This is a genomic window from Corynebacterium sp. CCM 9203 (assembly GCF_041357675.1).
In the GTDB taxonomy this organism is placed as follows: domain Bacteria; phylum Actinomycetota; class Actinomycetes; order Mycobacteriales; family Mycobacteriaceae; genus Corynebacterium.
In genome coordinates, this window is sequence record NZ_JAUERY010000004.1 from 152708 (window position 1) to 172409 (window position 19702).

10 protein-coding genes are annotated in these 19702 nt (G+C 60.6%); 8 read left to right on the plus strand and 2 right to left on the minus strand.

All coding sequences use genetic code 11. The annotated features are described in order from the left end of the window. Window positions 1-4: 4 nt before the first annotated feature. Window positions 5-829, plus strand: coding sequence for a carbon-nitrogen hydrolase family protein (locus tag QWU44_RS09730; RefSeq protein ID WP_370915489.1), 825 nt, complete (start codon window positions 5-7; stop codon window positions 827-829). A 15-nt stretch (window positions 830-844) separates the two neighbouring features. On the opposite strand, the gene QWU44_RS09735 is transcribed toward QWU44_RS09730, so the two are convergent. Continuing rightward, complete coding sequence (locus QWU44_RS09735; RefSeq protein WP_370915490.1) at window positions 845-1999, minus strand: monooxygenase; 1155 nt, start codon at window positions 1997-1999, stop codon at window positions 845-847. A gap of 87 nt (window positions 2000-2086) precedes the next feature. Beyond that, window positions 2087-2869, minus strand: coding sequence for an L-threonylcarbamoyladenylate synthase (locus tag QWU44_RS09740; RefSeq protein WP_370915491.1), 783 nt, complete (start codon window positions 2867-2869; stop codon window positions 2087-2089). A 372-nt stretch (window positions 2870-3241) separates the two neighbouring features. Here QWU44_RS09740 and clpB point away from each other — a divergent pair, with 372 nt between their 5' ends. From clpB to QWU44_RS09775, 7 genes are all read left to right on the plus strand, one after another. Then, window positions 3242-5803 carry an ATP-dependent chaperone ClpB gene (clpB, locus tag QWU44_RS09745; RefSeq protein WP_370915492.1) on the plus strand — a complete coding sequence of 854 codons (2562 nt, stop codon included), beginning with the start codon at window positions 3242-3244 and terminating at the stop codon, window positions 5801-5803. A 70-nt stretch (window positions 5804-5873) separates the two neighbouring features. Then, complete coding sequence (locus tag QWU44_RS09750) at window positions 5874-7547, plus strand: pentapeptide repeat-containing protein (RefSeq protein ID WP_370915493.1); 1674 nt, start codon at window positions 5874-5876, stop codon at window positions 7545-7547. Window positions 7548-7717: 170 nt separating this feature from the next. Next, window positions 7718-8551, plus strand: a complete 834-nt coding sequence (locus QWU44_RS09755) for a sulfurtransferase (protein ID WP_370915494.1) — start codon at window positions 7718-7720, stop codon at window positions 8549-8551. 836 nt (window positions 8552-9387) lie between these two features. Next, window positions 9388-15558 carry an SdrD B-like domain-containing protein gene (locus QWU44_RS09760; protein ID WP_370915495.1) on the plus strand — a complete coding sequence of 2057 codons (6171 nt, stop codon included), beginning with the start codon at window positions 9388-9390 and terminating at the stop codon, window positions 15556-15558. Window positions 15559-15776: 218 nt separating this feature from the next. Continuing rightward, the gene (locus QWU44_RS09765) at window positions 15777-17189 is read left to right on the plus strand and encodes a pentapeptide repeat-containing protein (RefSeq protein ID WP_370915496.1); all 1413 of its coding nucleotides are present in this window, start codon (window positions 15777-15779) and stop codon (window positions 17187-17189) included. 166 nt (window positions 17190-17355) lie between these two features. Then, window positions 17356-18189 carry a sulfurtransferase gene (locus tag QWU44_RS09770; RefSeq protein WP_370915494.1) on the plus strand — a complete coding sequence of 278 codons (834 nt, stop codon included), beginning with the start codon at window positions 17356-17358 and terminating at the stop codon, window positions 18187-18189. 143 nt (window positions 18190-18332) lie between these two features. After that, the gene (locus tag QWU44_RS09775; RefSeq protein WP_370915497.1) at window positions 18333-19700 is read left to right on the plus strand and encodes a hypothetical protein; all 1368 of its coding nucleotides are present in this window, start codon (window positions 18333-18335) and stop codon (window positions 19698-19700) included. The last annotated feature ends 2 nt before the right edge of the window (window positions 19701-19702 follow it).

The following is a 19702-nucleotide window of genomic DNA, read 5'->3' on the forward strand; positions in this document are numbered from 1 at the left end:
AGCCATGCGAGTAGCCCTGGTACAGATGCAGTCCACCGGTGATGTCTCCGCCAATCTCGACGCTGTGGTGCGGTACTCCCGTACCGCCGCCGGACAGGGTGCGGAACTCATCGTCTTCCCCGAGGCGACGATGCGGGCCTTCACCACGGGACGCCTGGACACCGTCGCGGAGCCCCTCGACGGCCCCTTCGCCTCCACGGTGCGGAAACTTGCGGAGGAACTCGGGGTCACGGTGATCGTCGGTATGTTCACGCCCGCCGATTCCGTCGAGGTGGACGGGAAAACCATCAACAGGGTCCATAACACGGCGCTGCTCACCGGAGGTGGGAAGCATATCGGTTACCGCAAGATTCACTGTTACGACGCCTTCGGTTTCCGCGAGTCCGACACCGTCTGCCCCGGGAACGAACTGGTCACGGTGAAGATCGGCGACCTCACCGTCGGCCTCGCCATCTGTTACGACGTCCGCTTCCCGGAACAGTTCGTCGCTCTCGCGGAGAATGAGGGAGCCGAGGTGATCGTCCTCCCGACCTCTTGGTCGGACGGACCGGGGAAACTGCAGCAGTGGCGGGTGCTCACCGGCGCCCGCGCACTCGACTCGACCTGCTACGTGCTGGCTGCGGGGCAGGCTCGTCCCGGAGGGGAGGAATCGGCGGGGGAGAATGATGGGCCGACCGGGATCGGGCACTCGGCGGCCATCGGCCCGGATGGCCTGCGCATCGTCGAGGCCGGATACGGAGAGGACATCATCTACGCCGATATCGATGTTGCCACGGTGGTCGAGACCCGGCGGTCCATCCCCGTGCTCGGTGTGGAGCGCTCATTCTGAGGGGTTGAGGGCCTGTCACACCGGGTCATGCCGAATGTTTTCCGGTGGGGTGCCCGCCGCCCGCATCGCGTCGGCGATCTCCGACACGATGGTCCCGGGTCCGGCGATGAGAACATCCCGGTCTTCCCAGGTGCCGTATCCGGAGACCACCTCGGAGAGGCGCCCGGTCTGCCGCAGGTGCAGCCCACGGGGGGCGGTGCAGTGTTCGGTGGGGCGTACCCACCAGGGATCCTCGTCCCTGGTTACCACCGGGGTCACCGAAAGCCAGGGGGCGCTGGCGGCGAGCTGCCAGAGGCCGCGAAGATCATAGAGCTCCCCGGGACTGTCAGCCCCGAAGAAGAGATGTACGCGGCAGCCCGTTCCACGCATGAGCAGATCGAGAAGAATCGCCCGGAGCGACGCGAGACCGGTGGAGTGCGCGACCATCAGCACATCCCGTTCCCCGTCGACAGACATCACGCCGAGCGGAGACCCGATCCGCCACCTGTCTCCAGGGTGCGGAGAGGCGAGGAAACGGCCCGTGATGTCGTTCCGTTCCGCGAAGACATGGAATTCGAGTTGCCCGAACTCGTTCGCCGGAATCGCGGGTGAGAGGTGCCACCACAATCCGCGGGTTGTCGTGTCACTGGTCACGGGAAGATACTGTCCCGCCGCGTACGGGAGAGGCGTATCGGTGAGCAGCCGGACGACGGAGATGCGGGCGCAACGTCGTTCCACCTCGATGACCTTCGCCGACCAGGAGTCGGGGACACCGGCTGCGTCGAGTTCCGCCGCGGCAGCAGCCATCACCCCGAAGCATTGGGCGGCGGCGGTGTCGGCCCCTGCTGCGAGATCCGGGGGAAGATTCGCTGTGAGAAGGGCCAGTTCCGCCCGGGTGGCGTCGGCGAGCGTCCCGTAGTGGGCCGTGGGCATCCTGATCCGCCGATTCTCCCGTCCGAGTTGAGCGAGGACGGCCCGTACCCGGTCGGTGAGTGCACCGTTGACGGGTGTGTTCACCAGAACCCAGTCGAGCACCGTGGGGAGATCGGTGTTGATGTCGTGGCTGTCTGCGGGAAACAGCCTCCGGTCGGTGGGGTGTGCACGGAAGAAACGCGCGTTGATCCCCGTGCGGAAGGTGTCTGCGTGGGGGCGCAGCCGGGCGGCGACCGGCTCCAGATTCTTATGGTGCACACACGACATTGTGCACCATAACGTCCGACCCCGCACTGCACCACCAGTTTCGGTGTGGCATGCGGTACGGGTCCGGAGCAGATGGAACTAGTAGTACTCGCCCTGGCGGTAGTCCCAGCTCAGGAAGAACTCGGACAGGTTGTTCATGATGCGGTCACCGTCCAGGCCGTTGCGGATCAGGACCGGGCACGGGGTGATGGAGCGCTCACCCTTCTGCTCGGGGACGAGGTTGCCGTCCTTGTCCACCAGGGACACCATGACGCCCTGCTCGTGGCGGGAGTCCTCGTCCTTGTCGGGTTGGATCGAGGCGACGTAGTCATCGGCGGCGACGATGTAATCGGCCATGGATTCGATGCGCTCACCGATGAACGCGACCTGGCCACGGTTGCCGATGCCGGAAGGGTTGGCGGAGGACGCGAAGGTGACCTTGCCCTGCTCCCAGTTCTTCGCCGCGATCTGCTCGGCCGGGCGACCGAAGCGGATGACGAAGCAGCTCGTACCCCGGCCGTCGCGGGCCAGTTCGCGCACGGTCTCGTCGGGCATCTTCTCGATGGCGTCCTCGCGCCAGGGCAGGATGCAGCCCAGCAGGATGTCCTGCTCCCAGTGGCGCTCGTAGAACGCGACGATCTCGTCGTTGACCTGCGCGAGGGCCTTCAATTCGTCGATGTTCGCGCACAGGACGACGGCGGGCTTGTTGCGCTTGCGCTGCTTGGCGTCGAACTTACGCTCCAGGCCCTTACCGTCGGTGGCCATGAGGATGTAGCCGACCTTCGTGGCGCAGACGATCAGGCCACCGTCGGCGGAAATCGCGTCGAAGGCCTCGGGGATGATCTCGCCGGTCCACTGGGTTTTAGGAGTTGCTTCTGCCATTTTCTTCGGAGTCCTTTCTTTTGGCCACTGTGGTGGGCGGGTCGGTGATCACTGATTGCCGCCGGGGCTCACCATGACACTGTTTCAATATGTGGAATGTAATTCCTACTATATGGGATTTATGAGTATTGGGCAATGTCGGGGGCGGGATGGGGGATCGATTCTGGGATTGGGGTCGGTGTGTCACCGATGCGTAAAGTTGAGTCGAGCACTATAAAGGTGGGTGGTGAAAAAAGTTTGAGTTGAGTGGAACAGACTCAACCCTTGTGGCGTTGTACGGAGTGAAAGGCCGACTACCGGGACGAAACCCCGTAGGCGGTGACAAAAACACACGATAAAACGACACCGAAAAAGAAGGGACAGACGAAGAACATGAGTTCTTTCACCCCCACCACAAAAACCCAGGAAGCGATGCAGGCCGCCCTGCAGTCCGCTTCCGCCAACGGCAACCCCGATATTCGCCCCGCCCACCTCCTCGTCGCCATCCTCGACCAGACCGACGGCATCGCCGCCCCAGTCCTCAAGGCCGCGGGCACCGACCCCAACATCGTCCTCGCCGAAGCGAAGAACCTCGTGGCCGGCTACCCCAAGGCACAGGGCGCCAACATGGCGAACCCGAACTTCAACCGGGACGCCCTCAACGCACTCACCGCCGCCCAGGAGCTCGCCGGTGAACTCGGCGACGAATACGTCTCCACCGAGGTGCTCCTCGCCGGAATCGCCCGCGGCGCCGGTGAGGCCGCCGACCTGCTGAAAAAGCACGGCGCAACCTACGACGCCATCAAGAGCGCCTTCACCACCGTGCGCGGCTCCACCAAGGTCACCACCGAAGACCCCGAAGGCCAGTTCCAGGCCCTGGAGAAGTACTCCACCGACCTGACGAAACTCGCCCGCGAAGGCAAGATCGACCCCGTCATCGGCCGCGACTCCGAGATTCGCCGCGTCGTCCAGGTTCTGTCCCGCCGCACCAAGAACAACCCAGTGCTCATCGGTGAACCCGGCGTCGGTAAGACCGCCATCGTGGAGGGCCTCGCCCGCCGCGTCGTCGCCGGTGACGTGCCCGAGTCCCTGCGCGGCAAAACCCTCATCAGCCTCGACCTGGGCTCCATGGTCGCGGGCGCGAAATACCGGGGCGAATTCGAGGAACGCCTCAAGGCGGTGCTCGACGAGATCAAGAACTCCGACGGCCAGATCATCACCTTCATCGACGAGCTGCACACCATCGTCGGCGCCGGAGCCACCGGCGACTCCGCCATGGATGCGGGCAACATGATCAAGCCGATGCTCGCCCGTGGTGAACTACGCATGGTCGGCGCCACCACGCTCGAGGAATACCGCAAGTACGTGGAGAAGGACGCCGCACTCGAACGCCGCTTCCAGCAGGTCTACGTCGGCGAACCCTCCGTCGAGGACGCCATAGGTATCCTCCGCGGCCTGAAGGAACGCTACGAGGTGCACCACGGCGTCCGCATCCAGGACTCCGCCCTCGTCGCTGCCGCAACCCTCTCCGACAGGTACATCACCTCCCGCTTCCTCCCCGACAAGGCCATCGACCTCGTCGACGAGGCCGCCTCCCGCCTCCGCATGGAGATCGACTCCTCCCCGCAGGAGATCGACGCCCTCGAACGCGTCGTCCGGCGCCTCGAAATCGAGGAAATGGCCCTGGCCAAGGAGAAGGACGCCGCCTCGAAGGACCGCCTGGACAAGCTCCGCCAGGAACTTGCCGACGAACGCGAGAAACTGAACGAGCTCAAGGCCCGCTGGACCAACGAGAAATCCGCCATCGACAAGGTTCGCGGCGCGAAGGAGGAACTGGAACGACTGCGCCAGGAATCCGAGATCGCCGAACGCGACGGCGACTACGGGCGCGTCGCCGAACTGCGCTACGGCCGCATCCCCGAACTGGAGAAGGAGGTCGCCGACGCGGAAAAGAACGTCGACAACCCCGGCGAGAACCAGCTCCTCACCGAGGAAGTCACCCCCGACGTCATCGCCGAGGTCGTGTCCGCATGGACCGGCATCCCCGCAGGCAAGATGATGCAGGGCGAGACCGAGAAACTCCTCGCCATGGAGAGCGTCCTGGAGAATCGCGTCGTCGGGCAGCCCGAAGCCGTCGAAGCCGTCAGTGATGCCGTGCGCCGCTCCCGCGCCGGGGTCGCCGACCCGAACCGGCCCACCGGCTCGTTCCTCTTCCTCGGCCCCACCGGCGTCGGCAAAACGGAGCTGGCGAAATCGCTGGCCGAGTTCCTCTTCGACGATGAACGCGCCATGGTCCGCATCGACATGTCCGAATACGGCGAGAAGCACTCCGTCGCCCGGCTCGTCGGCGCACCCCCCGGATACGTCGGTTACGATGCGGGAGGCCAACTCACCGAAGCTGTCCGCCGTCGCCCCTACACCGTCGTACTCTTCGACGAGGTGGAGAAAGCGCACCCGGACGTGTTCGACGTGCTGCTCCAGGTCCTCGACGAGGGCCGGTTGACCGACGGCCAGGGCCGCACCGTGGACTTCCGCAACACACTGCTCATCCTCACCTCCAACCTCGGTGCGGGTGGCACGAAGGAACAGATGATGGACGCCGTGAAGCACGCCTTCAAACCCGAGTTCATCAACCGCCTCGACGACGTGGTCACGTTCAACCGGCTCTCGGAAGAACAGCTCACCCACATCGTGGAGATCCAGGTCCGGCAGCTCGCCGCCCGACTCGCCGCCCGCCGCCTCGTCCTCGAGGTCGACGACCCGGCGAAGGCGTGGCTCGCCGAACGCGGCTACGACCCGGCCTACGGTGCCCGCCCACTGCGCCGCCTCATCCAGCAAGCCATCGGCGACCAGTTGGCGAAGGAACTCCTCGCCGGCACCATCGTCGACGGCGACACCGTACAAGTCAGTCTCGCCGAGGACGGCGAGAAGCTGGAGGTCAGCCCGCAGCGGTAAGTGCATTGGTGGTGCCCCGGCCGTTTCAGTGCGGCCGGGGCACCAGTATGAGATGCACTATTCTGTGGCTATGACCTCGGCTCCCGACAAAGAACCCGACGCCAGCGGAGATGATGTCCAGCCGGAGAAAAAGACGACCAACCGCTGGAAAATGTACGCGAAACCGCGGACAGTTCTCGTCGGTGCGCCCTTCGTTCTTCTCCCCGCAGGGCTCATCGGAACCGGGTGGGACCGAATAGTCGACGGCATTCGGGAGATCGGGGAATGGAACGGTGGACTCTACAGCTTCGGGTTCGTGATTGTTGTCTTGGGTTTGGGATTGTGGCTGTTTGAACCCATTGAACCGAACGACAAATACGGTGCTTCAGGAGTTTTCACGGAGACGGCTCATCCCTCCAGGTTTTCGTGGATCGAGCTCGTTTTTGTTCTCTTCTCCCTCCTGTCACTGGCCGGAGGAATGCGCGTACTCACGGTCATGCACGAGGAGGGCAAAGCACAACTCGCTGCGGGACTTTTTGCGGCAGGTGGCCTCGCTTTGTCTTTCTGGGCAACCCAACGCCGCTCCCTCGAACAGCAGGAGCGGGAAGACAAGAGGCAGAACGATCGACTGGAATCCGAATCACTGCGTGAGAGTCGACAGCTCTCCGTCCAACAGCGCATGGACATGTCGAAGAAACTACAGACATCCATTGATCACCTATCCAGCAAAAGTGAAGTTGTCTGCGCAGCGGCCATCTCCGAGCTGATGTTCCAGATCGACGACTGGAACGCCCTCATTCAAGGAGAGATCACGGAAATTGAAACCCGGAAACCCCACGACGCGAAACAGCGGGTGGAACAGCTCAAAGCTGAGGGGCTACGCCGGAGGCAGGAGCTCTTCGATCTGGCGATGAAAGATTACGTTTCCATGTGCCCCCAAACTTATGCAGAACCGGAGAACCGGAACGACCTTCGGTTTAGAGATACGCTCCTCGACGCGCGTAGAAGAGGTCTGAGATCAGCTCAAGAGTTATCTTTCGTAGGAGTAGATTTCGCGGGAATCGCCTTGCCTAGTCCCAGGGAAACTGGCTTAGAAAAAGGTTGGGTTGAGTCTGATGAGTGGAGGACGGTCCAGGGGACTGCGTATCTGCCATGTGCGGACCTGCGTTGGGCGCATCTGGAGCGTGTAAATATGTGGGGCGCTCGTTTGGATGGTGTGAATCTTTGGTGTGCAAGTATGGATGGCGTGAACCTGATGGGAGCGCGTTTGAGTGGTGCAAATATGGTGAAAGCATGCTTGAAGGGTGCCAACCTGATGGACGCAGACTTGATAAGGGCAGTCATGGTCAGATCGTGTTTGCAGGGTACGAACTTGAGAACAGCACGGTTGAATCGCGCTAACTTGACGTGGGCGAATCTGGAGGGTGCTGACTTGATGGGAGCGAATTTGGAGGAAACGTCTCTCAGAGGAGCGTGTTTGAGAAGCACAGACTTGGTCGAAGCGAATTTGGAGGGTGCGGATTTGGTATGGGGGAGTTTGGAAGGGGCAGATCTTGTAGGGGCGCGTCTGAATGGTGCGAAACTCGTGGCGGTTGCAAATGACGGATCGCTGGTTTCTTCCTGCTCCTTTGACTCCAAAACCCTATGGGCTGGTGCCACCTACAGCCCTTCCACGGTATTCCCCGAAGGCTTCGATCCGGAAGCTGAAGGCATGATCCTGGTTAATGATCTTGTACTTGAAGATCCACCGGGGGAGAGTGACTAGGGCTCGAGTGGCGGCTCCAGCGGCCTGGGTGAGCGCCCGATCCACGACAAGATGGGTTCCTCGACCCTCCACTTGTTGTACCTGTGCCTCACTATTCCGGCTCGTATGCTGGTTGGTTTGTTATCTCCACTCGGCTTCCCTTGTGCTGGAATTTGACTACTGTGTGGGGTATGAGTCTGTTGATTACGCCTACGGAACTTGCTGATGGGATGAAGACTGGGGTGAAGACGACGCTGTTGGCGTCGATGTGGTTGCCTGGTCGGGAGGATGCTGGGTTTCAGTATTATCGGGGGAAGCATATTCCGAATTCGTTGTTTTGTGATCCGGCGCGGGCGTTGACGTCGGCTCCGTCGAGTAAGTTGGGGCGGAATCCGTTGCCTGATCCGGTGATTCTTCAGAAGTGGTTTGAGCGGTGGGGGTTGAATCCGGATCATCGGGTTGTGGTTTATGACGGTGGTCGTGGTTTGATGGCGGCGCGTGCGTGGTGGGTGTTGACGTGGGCGGGTATTCGGGGTGTGCGGATTCTTGATGGTGGGTTGGCGGCGTGGGTTAGGGAGGGGCGTCGTCATGCTGGTGGTCCGGGGAATTTGCCGCAGACGTGTACGTTGAGGGTGAATCCGGGGCAGTTGCCGGTGGCGTCGATTGATGATGTGAAGAGTTTTGATGGTGTGCTTCTTGATGTGCGTCAGGAGAATCGTTTTGCGGGGCGTAAGGAGCGTCTTGATTTGAAGGCTGGGCATATTCCGGGGGCGGTGAATCTTCCGGCGGGGCGTTTGTCGAATGCGGATAAGACGTTTCGGAGTCCGGGGGAGATTCGTGCGGAGTTTGAGGCTGTGGGTGTGGTGGATCCGTCGAGGGTGATTGTGTATTCGGGGTCTGGTTTGCATTCGGCGCGTGCTGTGGCTGCGATGCATTATGCTGGTTTGCCGGGTGCTGCTGTGTATGTTGGGGGTTGGTCGCAGTGGTGTGCTGATCCGAAGAATCCGGTGGCCACAACCGTCTGATCCGCTAGTTTTTCGGTGGTGCCCCGTAGGTCCTTCTTGTAGGGACTGTGCGGGGCATTTTTATGTCTGGGTCTTCCTCTGGGGTCGACCTGGTGTGGAGATGTGGTTGTTTGGGCGGGGCGGTGGGTGTCGATGATGGGTGGCTCGGTGTCGGAGAATTTTTCCGTGGAGTGCCGCCAGCGGGGGGATCTGGGATGCTGTGGTGCCGCAATTGCTGATGCTCGTCCGGAGTGGTCCGGGTATCTCTTTCTCGATCTTCCGGGAAGTGGGCGCGTCACATGATACATAAATAATATCTTACAGTTAAGTTTTCTATTAAAATGTGCAGCCTTGATTACTCTTTATAGTGCTTAATAAAGTGTGAAGCATGTAACATTAGTAATATTTTACACATCATGTATTTGTCATGAATTGCGGGCTTCTGACCTGCAGGTATCTCCGTTTTATCCTTTTTGTTTGATGTATCACATAAGGGGCAATGTCTATTTGTTGTGAATGGGGTGACAGTAGCGTCCAGTTTCAATTTTTGAATGGGGGGATCTTTTTTGTGAGGGGAATCTCGTTAGATATATTACCTATGTAGGAAATCTGCTCCCGGGTGCTGTGGGTTTTTCCGGTGTCGTGTATCCGGGAATGGATTTGGCGACGAATAGGGACCAGAGGTCATATCCATGTCAATAGTTAATCCACCCCCACCATCTTCTGCGGTGCCCGGCGCTTCATGGCGACTGGTCCGGAGGAATATCGCGGCGATAGTCGCTGCCATATGTGTGATGTTTTCCGTCCTTTCGGTGCCGCCGCGATCCGTGGCGGAGCCGGTGGTGAACCCGGATGCAGTGAGTACTACTGAAGATTCAGCCGGTGATGACGCAGATGCCACCGATGTACGGCCCGGAGATGATGGTGAAAGTGATCGGGTGCCTGCGAGAGAGGTATCGCTGAATGAGGAGACGTCAGGTGCTTCAGATGAATCCCCATTGGTCTCCGGTGGTGATTTTCGGGTTCCGGCACCACTCATGACCGGCGAGCAGCCGGAGGGAACCACCGTCGTTCCGGGGGAGAACGGTGCGGCCCTTGGCGTGACCCTCACCCAGGTCTCCGCAGGTAAAGGGCAAGAACCGGGTGTTTCGTATCCCTGTGGTGTCAACGTGAAACACGGTTTCCCCGCAGAGGAATCCGATGAGACGAGGACTGACGGCAACGTATGTGCAGGTGACTCGGCGCAGTACGCTCTCGCGCTGAGCAAGACGGCATCGAATGGCCCCGCGACGTTCCGCATCAACCTGAACTGGGTCGATGTCAAAACAGGTGGACCTGCATCGATGCGGAACATACCGACCCGAATTGTGACGACTTCTGGACAGAACGGTGTTGTCATCAGGCCCATCTCACCAAGTCAGGTGGAGGTCACCTTTGAAAACAGTGAACCCTATTCGGTGACGGTACTGGTCAACGTCAGTGCGAGTCCTTTCGACCACACGGAAACATACAGGTTGAAGGGTAGATTTCACCTGGTCGGTACAGTGACGCCGGTCGTTTCAGGTGATGATGCCGCTGTTCCCCCGGCCTCCACTGAGCCCGTCCCGCTTGACTCCGACAAGGACCTGAACATCCTCAGGATTGAGCGCTTCGACCTCGGCGTCGCGGCCACCAGTGTCGCGCCCTCCGACGTGGTCATCAACGGAAAGTCCTACCGGGCGATCAGCGCGCAACCCGGTATCACCCATCTCTACTACCCCGGATACAGTGCAGCCGGTCTGAATGGCAAGAACGGTGCGAAGCTTCCGAAGCAATTGTTGAAGTACGTTCTCGACGCCGATTCGCTTCCGGAAGGGGTTGATCCCGGTCAGGTACTGACCTCCTTCGCTGGGAGTGATCCGGTTCCCGCCAACCTGGATGAGAAGGACCCCTACGTCATCGGTGAGATCAGCGGCTCCTACTTCCTGCCTAATGTTCCCTCCCGGTATCCTTCTTTCCGGTTTTTCATCCCCACCGAGAACTTCCCCAAGGAGGATGGAATAGAGGTCTCCTCGAAGTTCCTTGTGGTCGACGATGAACACAACCCCATGAAGGTCAGGGGCCCGTCCGGAGAAGATTCGGTGTTCCCCGAGTTTGAGGGCGACGAAGGCTTCGGAAATAACGAGGTTGATCCCGGATCGAACCAGGGGAAGGACTTCGCCACGGAGAATAAGGAAGCGGGGATCAGGAACGGTAGGTTCTACCCCAATAACAACTGGGTCAGGCACACGCTGAATCTCAGTGAATACGAGTGTGCTGAGGGGCAGGACTGCATCTCGACCAAAGTTGACCAGAACTATGGTCGAGGCCCGGTGGACGAGGCCACCGGTAAGCGGGCTGCACTCGGTAAGGCACCTGTTCAGCTTAAGATCAATCCTCTGCAGGCTCGGGACAACCCGCGGATCTGTGTGGCATGGAAACCCGGTTACCAGATTTTCGGGGGCGACAAGAGGATCCACGTCGGCTGGAGCACGAAGAGTACACCTCGGCTGAACGAGGTGTACCCGAATGCGCGGGTGTACTTCACGAACAGGGACCTGGTCGGGGATGGTGCCGGTGAACCGGACTGCTCGAAGGACAACTTCGTTCTCCCCAGTGACGAGGCCCTGAGTTCCTGGCTACTGGCCGATGTGTTCGGCCCGGGGACAGATTACCGTGACATCAGCGGATTCCTCATTGAGATCGACGGCGACGGGATCTTCACCAATCCGACAGCCCTCACCTATGATGCCGGGGGATTCAACCCGGACAAGATCGTGGGAAATGAAGAGAAGATCAACGGTGGCCGCTACTACGTGACCCGGAACTACCTGCGGGTGGCGTCCGGTGATGGGGAGTACTCGAAGGCGGTCAGCGACATCATCTATCAGTCGACGAAGTCGGCGGTATCTGTGGGGCAGATGAATATGCCCGGCTGGTACGGTCCGCACGACAACAAGAAGAAGAACGCTCCCGGGCGGGGCAGGCAGTCGGTCGAAGTCCGTTCCTACCCGAGAATCAACTTCACCGATGGTGTCACATCTGCACTCAACGGTACCGATGAGAACGGGGAACCCAACCGTTTCTACACCCGCGTTTTCCTGTCCAAGTGTCTCAGCGCGAACGCTGACGATCTCCCGCCGGGGGTTACCTACGTCCGCAACATCGATCTCTCCGAGGACTACAGTGACTGTGGGATCAGTAAAGACCACTACCTCGAACGGTCCTGGTTGCTTGGGGACAAGGAGAACACCACCGGTGACCCACTGAACGATCCTGCGCTTCCCGTCGGTTTCGGGGAACGCATGAAACGGGAGTCCGAGCGGCTCGTCTGGCGGAACAACGAGCCTCCCGTGATGACGGCCAATGTCGAGACCCCGGTCTGGGCTCTGCCCGGGCAGGAGTTTCCCATCCTGGTGGAATCCTTCGGTACCGGTATGAGACACCTGAAGGACCCTGCCGCCGAGTCATCAGACAGGTGGGTACCTCGGAATTACATTGATCCCGAGGCGTACTACCCCGGGGACGGGAACTCCATCAGGGGCACGATCCTCGTGCCGCGCATCGATGTCCTCAGCTCCGATAAATCCGTGGTGGAAGGTGAAGTTTCGCTCAACTCGGACGTAGCGTTCATCACTACGGTGTCGAACAACAGTGAATTGTCTTATCCGGCATTCGAGTACATCGATGTCCTTCCGTACAACGGAGACGAGCGGGGCACGAACTACCACGGAACCTACGCACTGAAGTCTGCGGAACGGCTCGCCGGTGACCAGTCGGATGTGGAGATTTACTACACGACCGATGATCCAGCAAAGGTTTCGGGGTGTCCGGAATCGGTCACGCACACCAATGAGCGTGACGCCTGCGTGGCTTTCTCACGCCAGGACGGTGGGCGTGCGATCGACGCCCAACCGAGTGCAGATACCACCTGGAACATTCTCACTCCTGATGCCATTGCGGCGCAGCATGCTCCCGGTGGTAAGCGGATCACGGCGCTGAAGTATCGGGGTGGGGCGCTTAATTCGGGCGATTCCTCCCAGATCAAGGTGATCCTCGAAACCGAGGGGAACCACAATCGAGACGTTTACGTTAACGCCATGGGTGTGACTATCCTCCCCGGCGAAGGTAAAGCCAATCCGCCGATCCCTGGCCCGGCTTCGGTGCGCGCGGAGGTCTATTCCGGACAGATTACTGGTGTCGTTTACAAGGACGTTGAGAACACCGGCGGCAGAGCGCCCGGGGATGATCCTTACACGGGTGTCACCGTCAGTATCCTCCGAGACGGGAAAACTGTCGCCACCACGACGACAGATGAAGAGGGTGCCTACGATTTCGATAATCTGGTTCCCGGCGACTACACAGTTCGGATCATGCGGCCTGAAGGCACCGTGGTCACTCAGTCTGGCCCGAGCCCAGCCAACGCCGGGCAGGATGAGGTCCGTGATCTCGTGGTGCCCGCCGATCATCGTTCCCTGATTGAAGGTATCGATTTCGGTCTGTTTGAACCCCATCCTGTGATCACCCTCAAAAAGACTGTCAATGACGCGGACACGGTGAAGATCCCTGTCGGGGGCACAGCATCGTTCACCGTCACGGGCGGCAACGTCGGCGACACCGTGTTGAACAACGTCAGATTGACCGATGATTGGAGCGCCGGTGATCTCGAAATATCTTGTGTCATCTCGAATGAGTCAGGAGAAGAGTACACGGGTGACGCTGCAGTATCGCGGAGGGATCTCCTCTCTCCGGCCGGGGCAACCCTCAGTCCGGGTGACACCTACACCTGTGCAGCAACCTATGTCGTGACGCAGGCGGATATCGACGCCCGGGAGAGCCTGATCAACCGCGCAACGATCACCGGTGACTACAACGGGATCTCCGCGTCAGCGGACGACGCAGTCACGGTAACCCTCCCCGACGATGCGGAGATCACCATCGTCAAGTCCGTCAGAGACCAGAACGAGCTGTACGTCGCTGGTGACGAAATCATCTACGAGTTCCGGCTCTCCAACACGGGTTCGTTAACACTGCACGACGTCACCGTCGCTGATCCACTCCTCGGTGACACCCCGAACGACTGCCCGGATACTCTCGACCCCGGCGCTGAAGTGACATGTTCAGCACAGCAGCCCTACATCGTCACCGAATCTGATGCCACCGCGAAGAAGGTGGAGAACACGGCGACGGTGACGGCGAAGAAACCCGTCGACAACGCTACCGTTCAGGATGAATCAACCGTAGAGGTTGCTACAGGTCAGCCCGGACTGTCCATCACCAAGGAAAGTAACATCGCGGAGGGCACGGAACTCCGGGCCGCGGATACCATCGTCTGGACTGTCACGGTCACGAACACGGGTGACACCCCGGTCGAGAACATCCATCTCAGTGATCCCGACCTCGGCGATACCACGCTCACCTGTGATGTCCCCGGACTCGTGGACACCAATGGAGGAAAGCTCGACGTCGGACAGAGCGCAACCTGCACGGCGGAAACCACAGTCAGGCAGGAACAGGTCGACGCGGAGACCGATATCGTCAACACGGCAACCGTCACGGGTGGATACAGAGCCGTCCGGATCGATGAACTCTCCGCGAGGACCACGGTGCCGGTTACCTCTCGTACGGGACTGACCGTCGACAAAACCGTGCCCGGATACGAGCCCGGAACGATCTACCGTGCGGGTGACGAGGCCACCTACGCGTTCACGGTGACCAATACCGGGGATGTGTCGCTGCGCGACATCACCGTCGTCGACACCAAGTTGGCGAACGCTGGTGTGAAGATAACCTGCGAGAACTCCACGTTGCTTGCACCCGGCGAGAACCGAGTGTGCTTCTCAGGCGTGTACGTCGTCACGGCGGAGGAAACGGCTGCCGGTTCCGTGGTTAACACCGCCACGGTACGTGGCACGACTCCGATCAGGGGGACTGAGGTCACTTCTGAGGAGTCGGTGGTCTCCGTACCCGCCGCTGATCCGCGCCTGGTGGTCACCAAAACTGCAGATTCCGAGGGGCCCGTCGCGGCTGGTGAATCTGTGACCTTCACGGTGCGTGTACAGAACAGCGGTAACGCCGACATTGAGAATCTGACGGTGACCGATCAATGGCTGCAGGAACGAGGCATTGCACTCGACTGTGGAGACGCCGCCGCACTCACAGGGAAAGGAATCACCCTCCCTGTCGGTGAGGAACGCTCGTGCACCGCGAAGGTTCCCGTCACCACCACTGACATTGTCGGCGACGGTGACCTGGTCAACACCGCCACCGCAGCCGGAACCGTTGGCGGACGCCCCGTCCAGGGTAACGATGCCACCGCTACGGTCACACTGAAGAGGGAAACCTCGATCACGGTGAACGTGGACGTCATCGACCCGCAGGACAGCTACAACGTCGGTGATTCGGTGTCGTTCACCTCCACCGTCACCAATACCGGTGACGTTCCCCTGACTGATATCACCGTCACCGGTGATCCCGGCAATACGATCACCTGCCCACAGACGACGCTCGCTCCGGGTGAGTCGATGGTGTGCACATCCGAGCACGTCATCACAGCGGAAGACGCGAAGAACGGTGTCCACCGTACTTCGGTCACAGCCACCGGGACGATCCCGCAGTCGATGGATCCTGGCCGGGACGACCGCACGGTGTCGGACTCTGATTCTGCTGAAGTCAAGGTGAAGAAGGAAGATACCGGTTCGACCGGCTCTTCTGAGGGGGGAATGATCATCCCGATTCCGGTGCCGGTGCCCGTGCCTGGTGGTCAGCCGGAAGCCGGTGCCACAGAGCCGGTTGATCCTGTCGACACTGTTGGAGGTGTTGATTCGGAGCAGTCGGTCAAGGAACACAGCGCCAAGGACGGGTCCGTGCCGGGTAAACGGCAGCACTCGGTGGGCGGATTACCGGTGACGGGTGCGAATGTTGTGGTCGCGCTCGGGATTGGTGCGTTGCTGTTGCTGGTTGGATTCGGTCTGGTTGTGGTGGCGCGCCGCCGTCGCCGCAATGAGTGATCGGTGAGTGTCTGTGACCCGCCCACCTGATGTTTGGGGTGCGGCGGGTCACGTCATGTTCGGGGGTTGTGGGGCGATTGTCCGGTGCAGTGGCGCGGGCGGCGGCATACCGGGAATGTTGACGGCTAGCCCGCAGCAGTAGCAGGTTTCCGATGGTGATGGCCCCGCCCATCAGGAACCCGGGTGAACAGGGCCACCATGCGGTTAAAGTGAAACCCATGACCACGGGTGAACAGTCCAGTGCGGCGGACTCCGCTGATGATCGTGACTCCACGCATCGAAGGATCACGCGCGGGGAGTACTACCTCAGTTGGCGGAACCTCTTGCTGGGGCTTCCTTTCCTGCTTCTTCCCGCAGCGCTGATCGGCAACGGATGGGAGAGCATCTTCGACGAAATGAAGCAGGGCTGGTGGTGGCTTTTGTACGCCGCTGCGGGACTATCTCTCATTGTCGGGCTCCGCACCTGGTTGTCTACGACGATTCCCGTGGAGGCGGACGCGCAGGAGGCATCAGAGGAACCTGGCAGGAGCATCAATGGTTCCGAGCTCGTCTTCGTGCTACTCGCACTTCTTTCCCTGGCCGGAGGGATCAGGGCGGTAGCCCTGAACTATAGTTCCGGCGAACTGGCGGCGGGTCTGTTCGCGGGTGGCGGAGTTGCACTATCCGTGTGGGCCACCCAACGCCGATCGTTGGAGCAACAGGAAAGGGAGGATAAACGACAGAATCGGAGATTGGAGTCCGAGTCAATTCGGGAGAATGAGCGGCTGGAGGCGGAATCGCTGCGGGAAAGTCGGCAGTTGTCGGTTCAGCAGCGTCTTGATTTGTCGCAGAAGCTCGCGGTGTCGATCGGTCATCTTGCGCATGATGATGTCACGGTTCGTGCGGCGGCTGTGTCGGAGTTGATTTTCCAGATTGATGACTGGTCTTCTCTCGAAAGGTCTGAAAGGGCGGTGATCGAGGCTTCTGCCGACCAACAAAAAGAGCACAAGGTCAAAGAGCTGGAAAGTGAGAGTCTTCGGCGGCGCCAGGAGTTGTTTGATCTTGCGTTCAAGTCGGATATCCGTGGGCAGTCGGTCTTAGAAGTCAGAACCAGGGGTGCGGGGCCGCGTCTGGTGGATGGTGATCGGGGTTGTTTTGCTGGTGTGGATCTTTCCGGGATGGTGGCTCCGGGGGTTCATGCGCCGGAGGCTCGCCTGAAAGGGATGAAGGCGCGGGGTGCTCGTTTGGAGGGGGCGAACCTGGTGGGTGCTCGTTTGGAGGGGGCGAACCTGGGGCGTGCTCGTTTGGAGGGGGCGTACCTGGGGTGTGCTCGTTTGGAGCGGGCGCACCTGCGGGAGGCTCGTTTGGAGCGGGCGAACCTGTGGCAGGCTCGTTTGGAGCGGGCGGACCTGTGGGGTGCTCGTTTGGAGGGGGCGTACCTGGTGGGTGCTCGTTTGGAGGGAGCGATGCTCGCCTACAAGAATAACGATGGGACAGTGACTGACCCTTGTACCTTCGATGAAAACACTCGATGGCAGGGTGCCTTTTATAGTTCTTCGACGGTTTTCCCGGAGGGGTTCGATCCGCAGGCCCATGGTATGAAACTGGTTGATGATCCGGAGCCGAAAGAGGCCTTGGAGGGGGGTGGCTAGTGCTTAAGCTGTGACGCGGCCTGGGTGAGCGCCCGATCCACGACAAGATGGGTTCCTCGACCCTCCACTTGTTGTACCTGTGCCTCACTATTCCGGCTCGTATGCTGGTTGGTTTGTTATCTCCACTCGGCTTCCCTTGTGCTGGAATTTGACTACTGTGTGGGGTATGAGTCTGTTGATTACGCCTACGGAACTTGCTGATGGGATGAAGACTGGGGTGAAGACGACGCTGTTGGCGTCGATGTGGTTGCCTGGTCGGGAGGATGCTGGGTTTCAGTATTATCGGGGGAAGCATATTCCGAATTCGTTGTTTTGTGATCCGGCGCGGGCGTTGACGTCGGCTCCGTCGAGTAAGTTGGGGCGGAATCCGTTGCCTGATCCGGTGATTCTTCAGAAGTGGTTTGAGCGGTGGGGGTTGAATCCGGATCATCGGGTTGTGGTTTATGACGGTGGTCGTGGTTTGATGGCGGCGCGTGCGTGGTGGGTGTTGACGTGGGCGGGTATTCGGGGTGTGCGGATTCTTGATGGTGGGTTGGCGGCGTGGGTTAGGGAGGGGCGTCGTCATGCTGGTGGTCCGGGGAATTTGCCGCAGACGTGTACGTTGAGGGTGAATCCGGGGCAGTTGCCGGTGGCGTCGATTGATGATGTGAAGAGTTTTGATGGTGTGCTTCTTGATGTGCGTCAGGAGAATCGTTTTGCGGGGCGTAAGGAGCGTCTTGATTTGAAGGCTGGGCATATTCCGGGGGCGGTGAATCTTCCGGCGGGGCGTTTGTCGAATGCGGATAAGACGTTTCGGAGTCCGGGGGAGATTCGTGCGGAGTTTGAGGCTGTGGGTGTGGTGGATCCGTCGAGGGTGATTGTGTATTCGGGGTCTGGTTTGCATTCGGCGCGTGCTGTGGCTGCGATGCATTATGCTGGTTTGCCGGGTGCTGCTGTGTATGTTGGGGGTTGGTCGCAGTGGTGTGCTGATCCGAAGAATCCGGTGGCCACAACCGTCTGATCCGTAACAATCATCCTTGGACAGGGCTGGGTGATTATTGGGGTGCTGCTCGCGGGTGCGGAAAAGAACCGCTGTGCTCTCTGTTGGACACCGCCGCGCATGTACCCGGGCGCGGGGCGAGAGGGCGCTAGACTTGGAGTCAAATGTTAAGTGAAACTCTCATCCTGCTCGCGGCCGCCTCCGCCGCCGGTGCCGTCGCCCTGACTCTTGCCGCGAACCGCCGGGACGCGGTGGCGAGGCGGGCGGCTGCTACCGAGTCTGGCTCTGTCGGTGCAGCGGATTCCGATGACACCGATGGACAGGCGGTCGGGTGCCCCGTGGACTCTGACTCGGCGCCGGGAGACGGGATCGGTGAGTCTGATTCCATTCCGGGGAGCCGACCCTCCGTGCCTGACCGTGCGGAGCCGCCGGACTCTTCCGTGGAAGCGGACGGCGAGGCCGCTGGTGTCATTGACGTTGAGTCGGAGGCACAGTTACGGGACATTCCCGTCATCAGTGCAGCGGAACGGGAGAACCTCGTACGGGACACGGAGACTCCGGAGGAGATTCCCACCGGTCGGGAGGACCGGAAGGGAGAAAAACTGGGTCCCGGGGTGGCAAACACGATTCATGGAGGCCTGCATTTCCCGGGGTCCGCGCGGCGGCAGCGTCGTCGCTGGGCATCCGTCAACGGGTACAACTACAGCAAAGGTGACGCCTTCCTCACTGATGAATGGACGGGCGGCCCCGCTGGTGCGGGAGCAGCGGCGAAAGACGTCGTCAGTGGTATGGCGTCCAGGTACGAGTTCCATCTGGCGGACCTGGGACAGGACACGGTCCTCGCGTTCAGGAGAGTGACAGGTAGTGCGGTCGTCGTCCAGATGATGCGCGGGGCGGAGAACGGGGCCTCCATTCTCCGGCTTGGGGATTTCGATGTGTTCTGTGGGGAACCCGATGTCGCTCGCCGGTTCGTGGATGAACGGGTCACCGCCGCGCTTGAGGCACTTCCAGTGTCGGTCACGACTGTGTGGACGGAATCCCGCTGGGTCATCGCACAGTTGGCCCGGAGGAGTACCCCGGAAGACTGGGATGCGGCTCTTGAACCGATGGCCCTGCTGGCTGATGCCGCATGTACTCTTCCACCGCGTGAGGGGGACGCCCTGTTCCGTGATGTGGAGGGCCTGGATCCCTCTCGCCCGATGCCCACGCGGCATGAACCATCGGATGACCCTGGGATGTCCGATTCAGAGCTGGAGCAACCTGGGGTTCAGCCGCAGGTCCGGCGGCCGGATGAACCGGTGGAGCTACCCAGTCGTGTCCGTACGGAGCAGCGCGGTACCGTGGAACTGCGCCCGGTGGGTGGAGACGAGGTCGATGCCATCGCCGACGGACGGGACGTGGAGCCGCAGCCCGGTGGGGTGCGGGTGCCGCGGACCTTCCGCAGTGGCCCGAGCATCTTCACCGATTCCGGGAGTGAGGCTGATCCCGATACCCCGGACACCGATAATCCGACTACACCTGAGGAGCCCTGAAC

Bases quoted from the DNA above. Each gene is read 5' to 3' on its own strand.
- QWU44_RS09730 (WP_370915489.1), top strand. From the start codon at position 5: ATGCGAGTAGCCCTGGTACAGATGCAGTCCACCGGTGATGTCTCCGCC.
- QWU44_RS09740 (WP_370915491.1), bottom strand. From the start codon at position 2,869: ATGGCAGAAGCAACTCCTAAAACCCAGTGGACCGGCGAGATCATCCCC.
- clpB (WP_370915492.1), top strand. From the start codon at position 3,242: ATGAGTTCTTTCACCCCCACCACAAAAACCCAGGAAGCGATGCAGGCC.
- QWU44_RS09750 (WP_370915493.1), top strand. From the start codon at position 5,874: ATGACCTCGGCTCCCGACAAAGAACCCGACGCCAGCGGAGATGATGTC.
- QWU44_RS09755 (WP_370915494.1), top strand. From the start codon at position 7,718: ATGAGTCTGTTGATTACGCCTACGGAACTTGCTGATGGGATGAAGACT.
- QWU44_RS09765 (WP_370915496.1), top strand. From the start codon at position 15,777: ATGACCACGGGTGAACAGTCCAGTGCGGCGGACTCCGCTGATGATCGT.
- QWU44_RS09770 (WP_370915494.1), top strand. From the start codon at position 17,356: ATGAGTCTGTTGATTACGCCTACGGAACTTGCTGATGGGATGAAGACT.
- QWU44_RS09775 (WP_370915497.1), top strand. From the start codon at position 18,333: ATGTTAAGTGAAACTCTCATCCTGCTCGCGGCCGCCTCCGCCGCCGGT.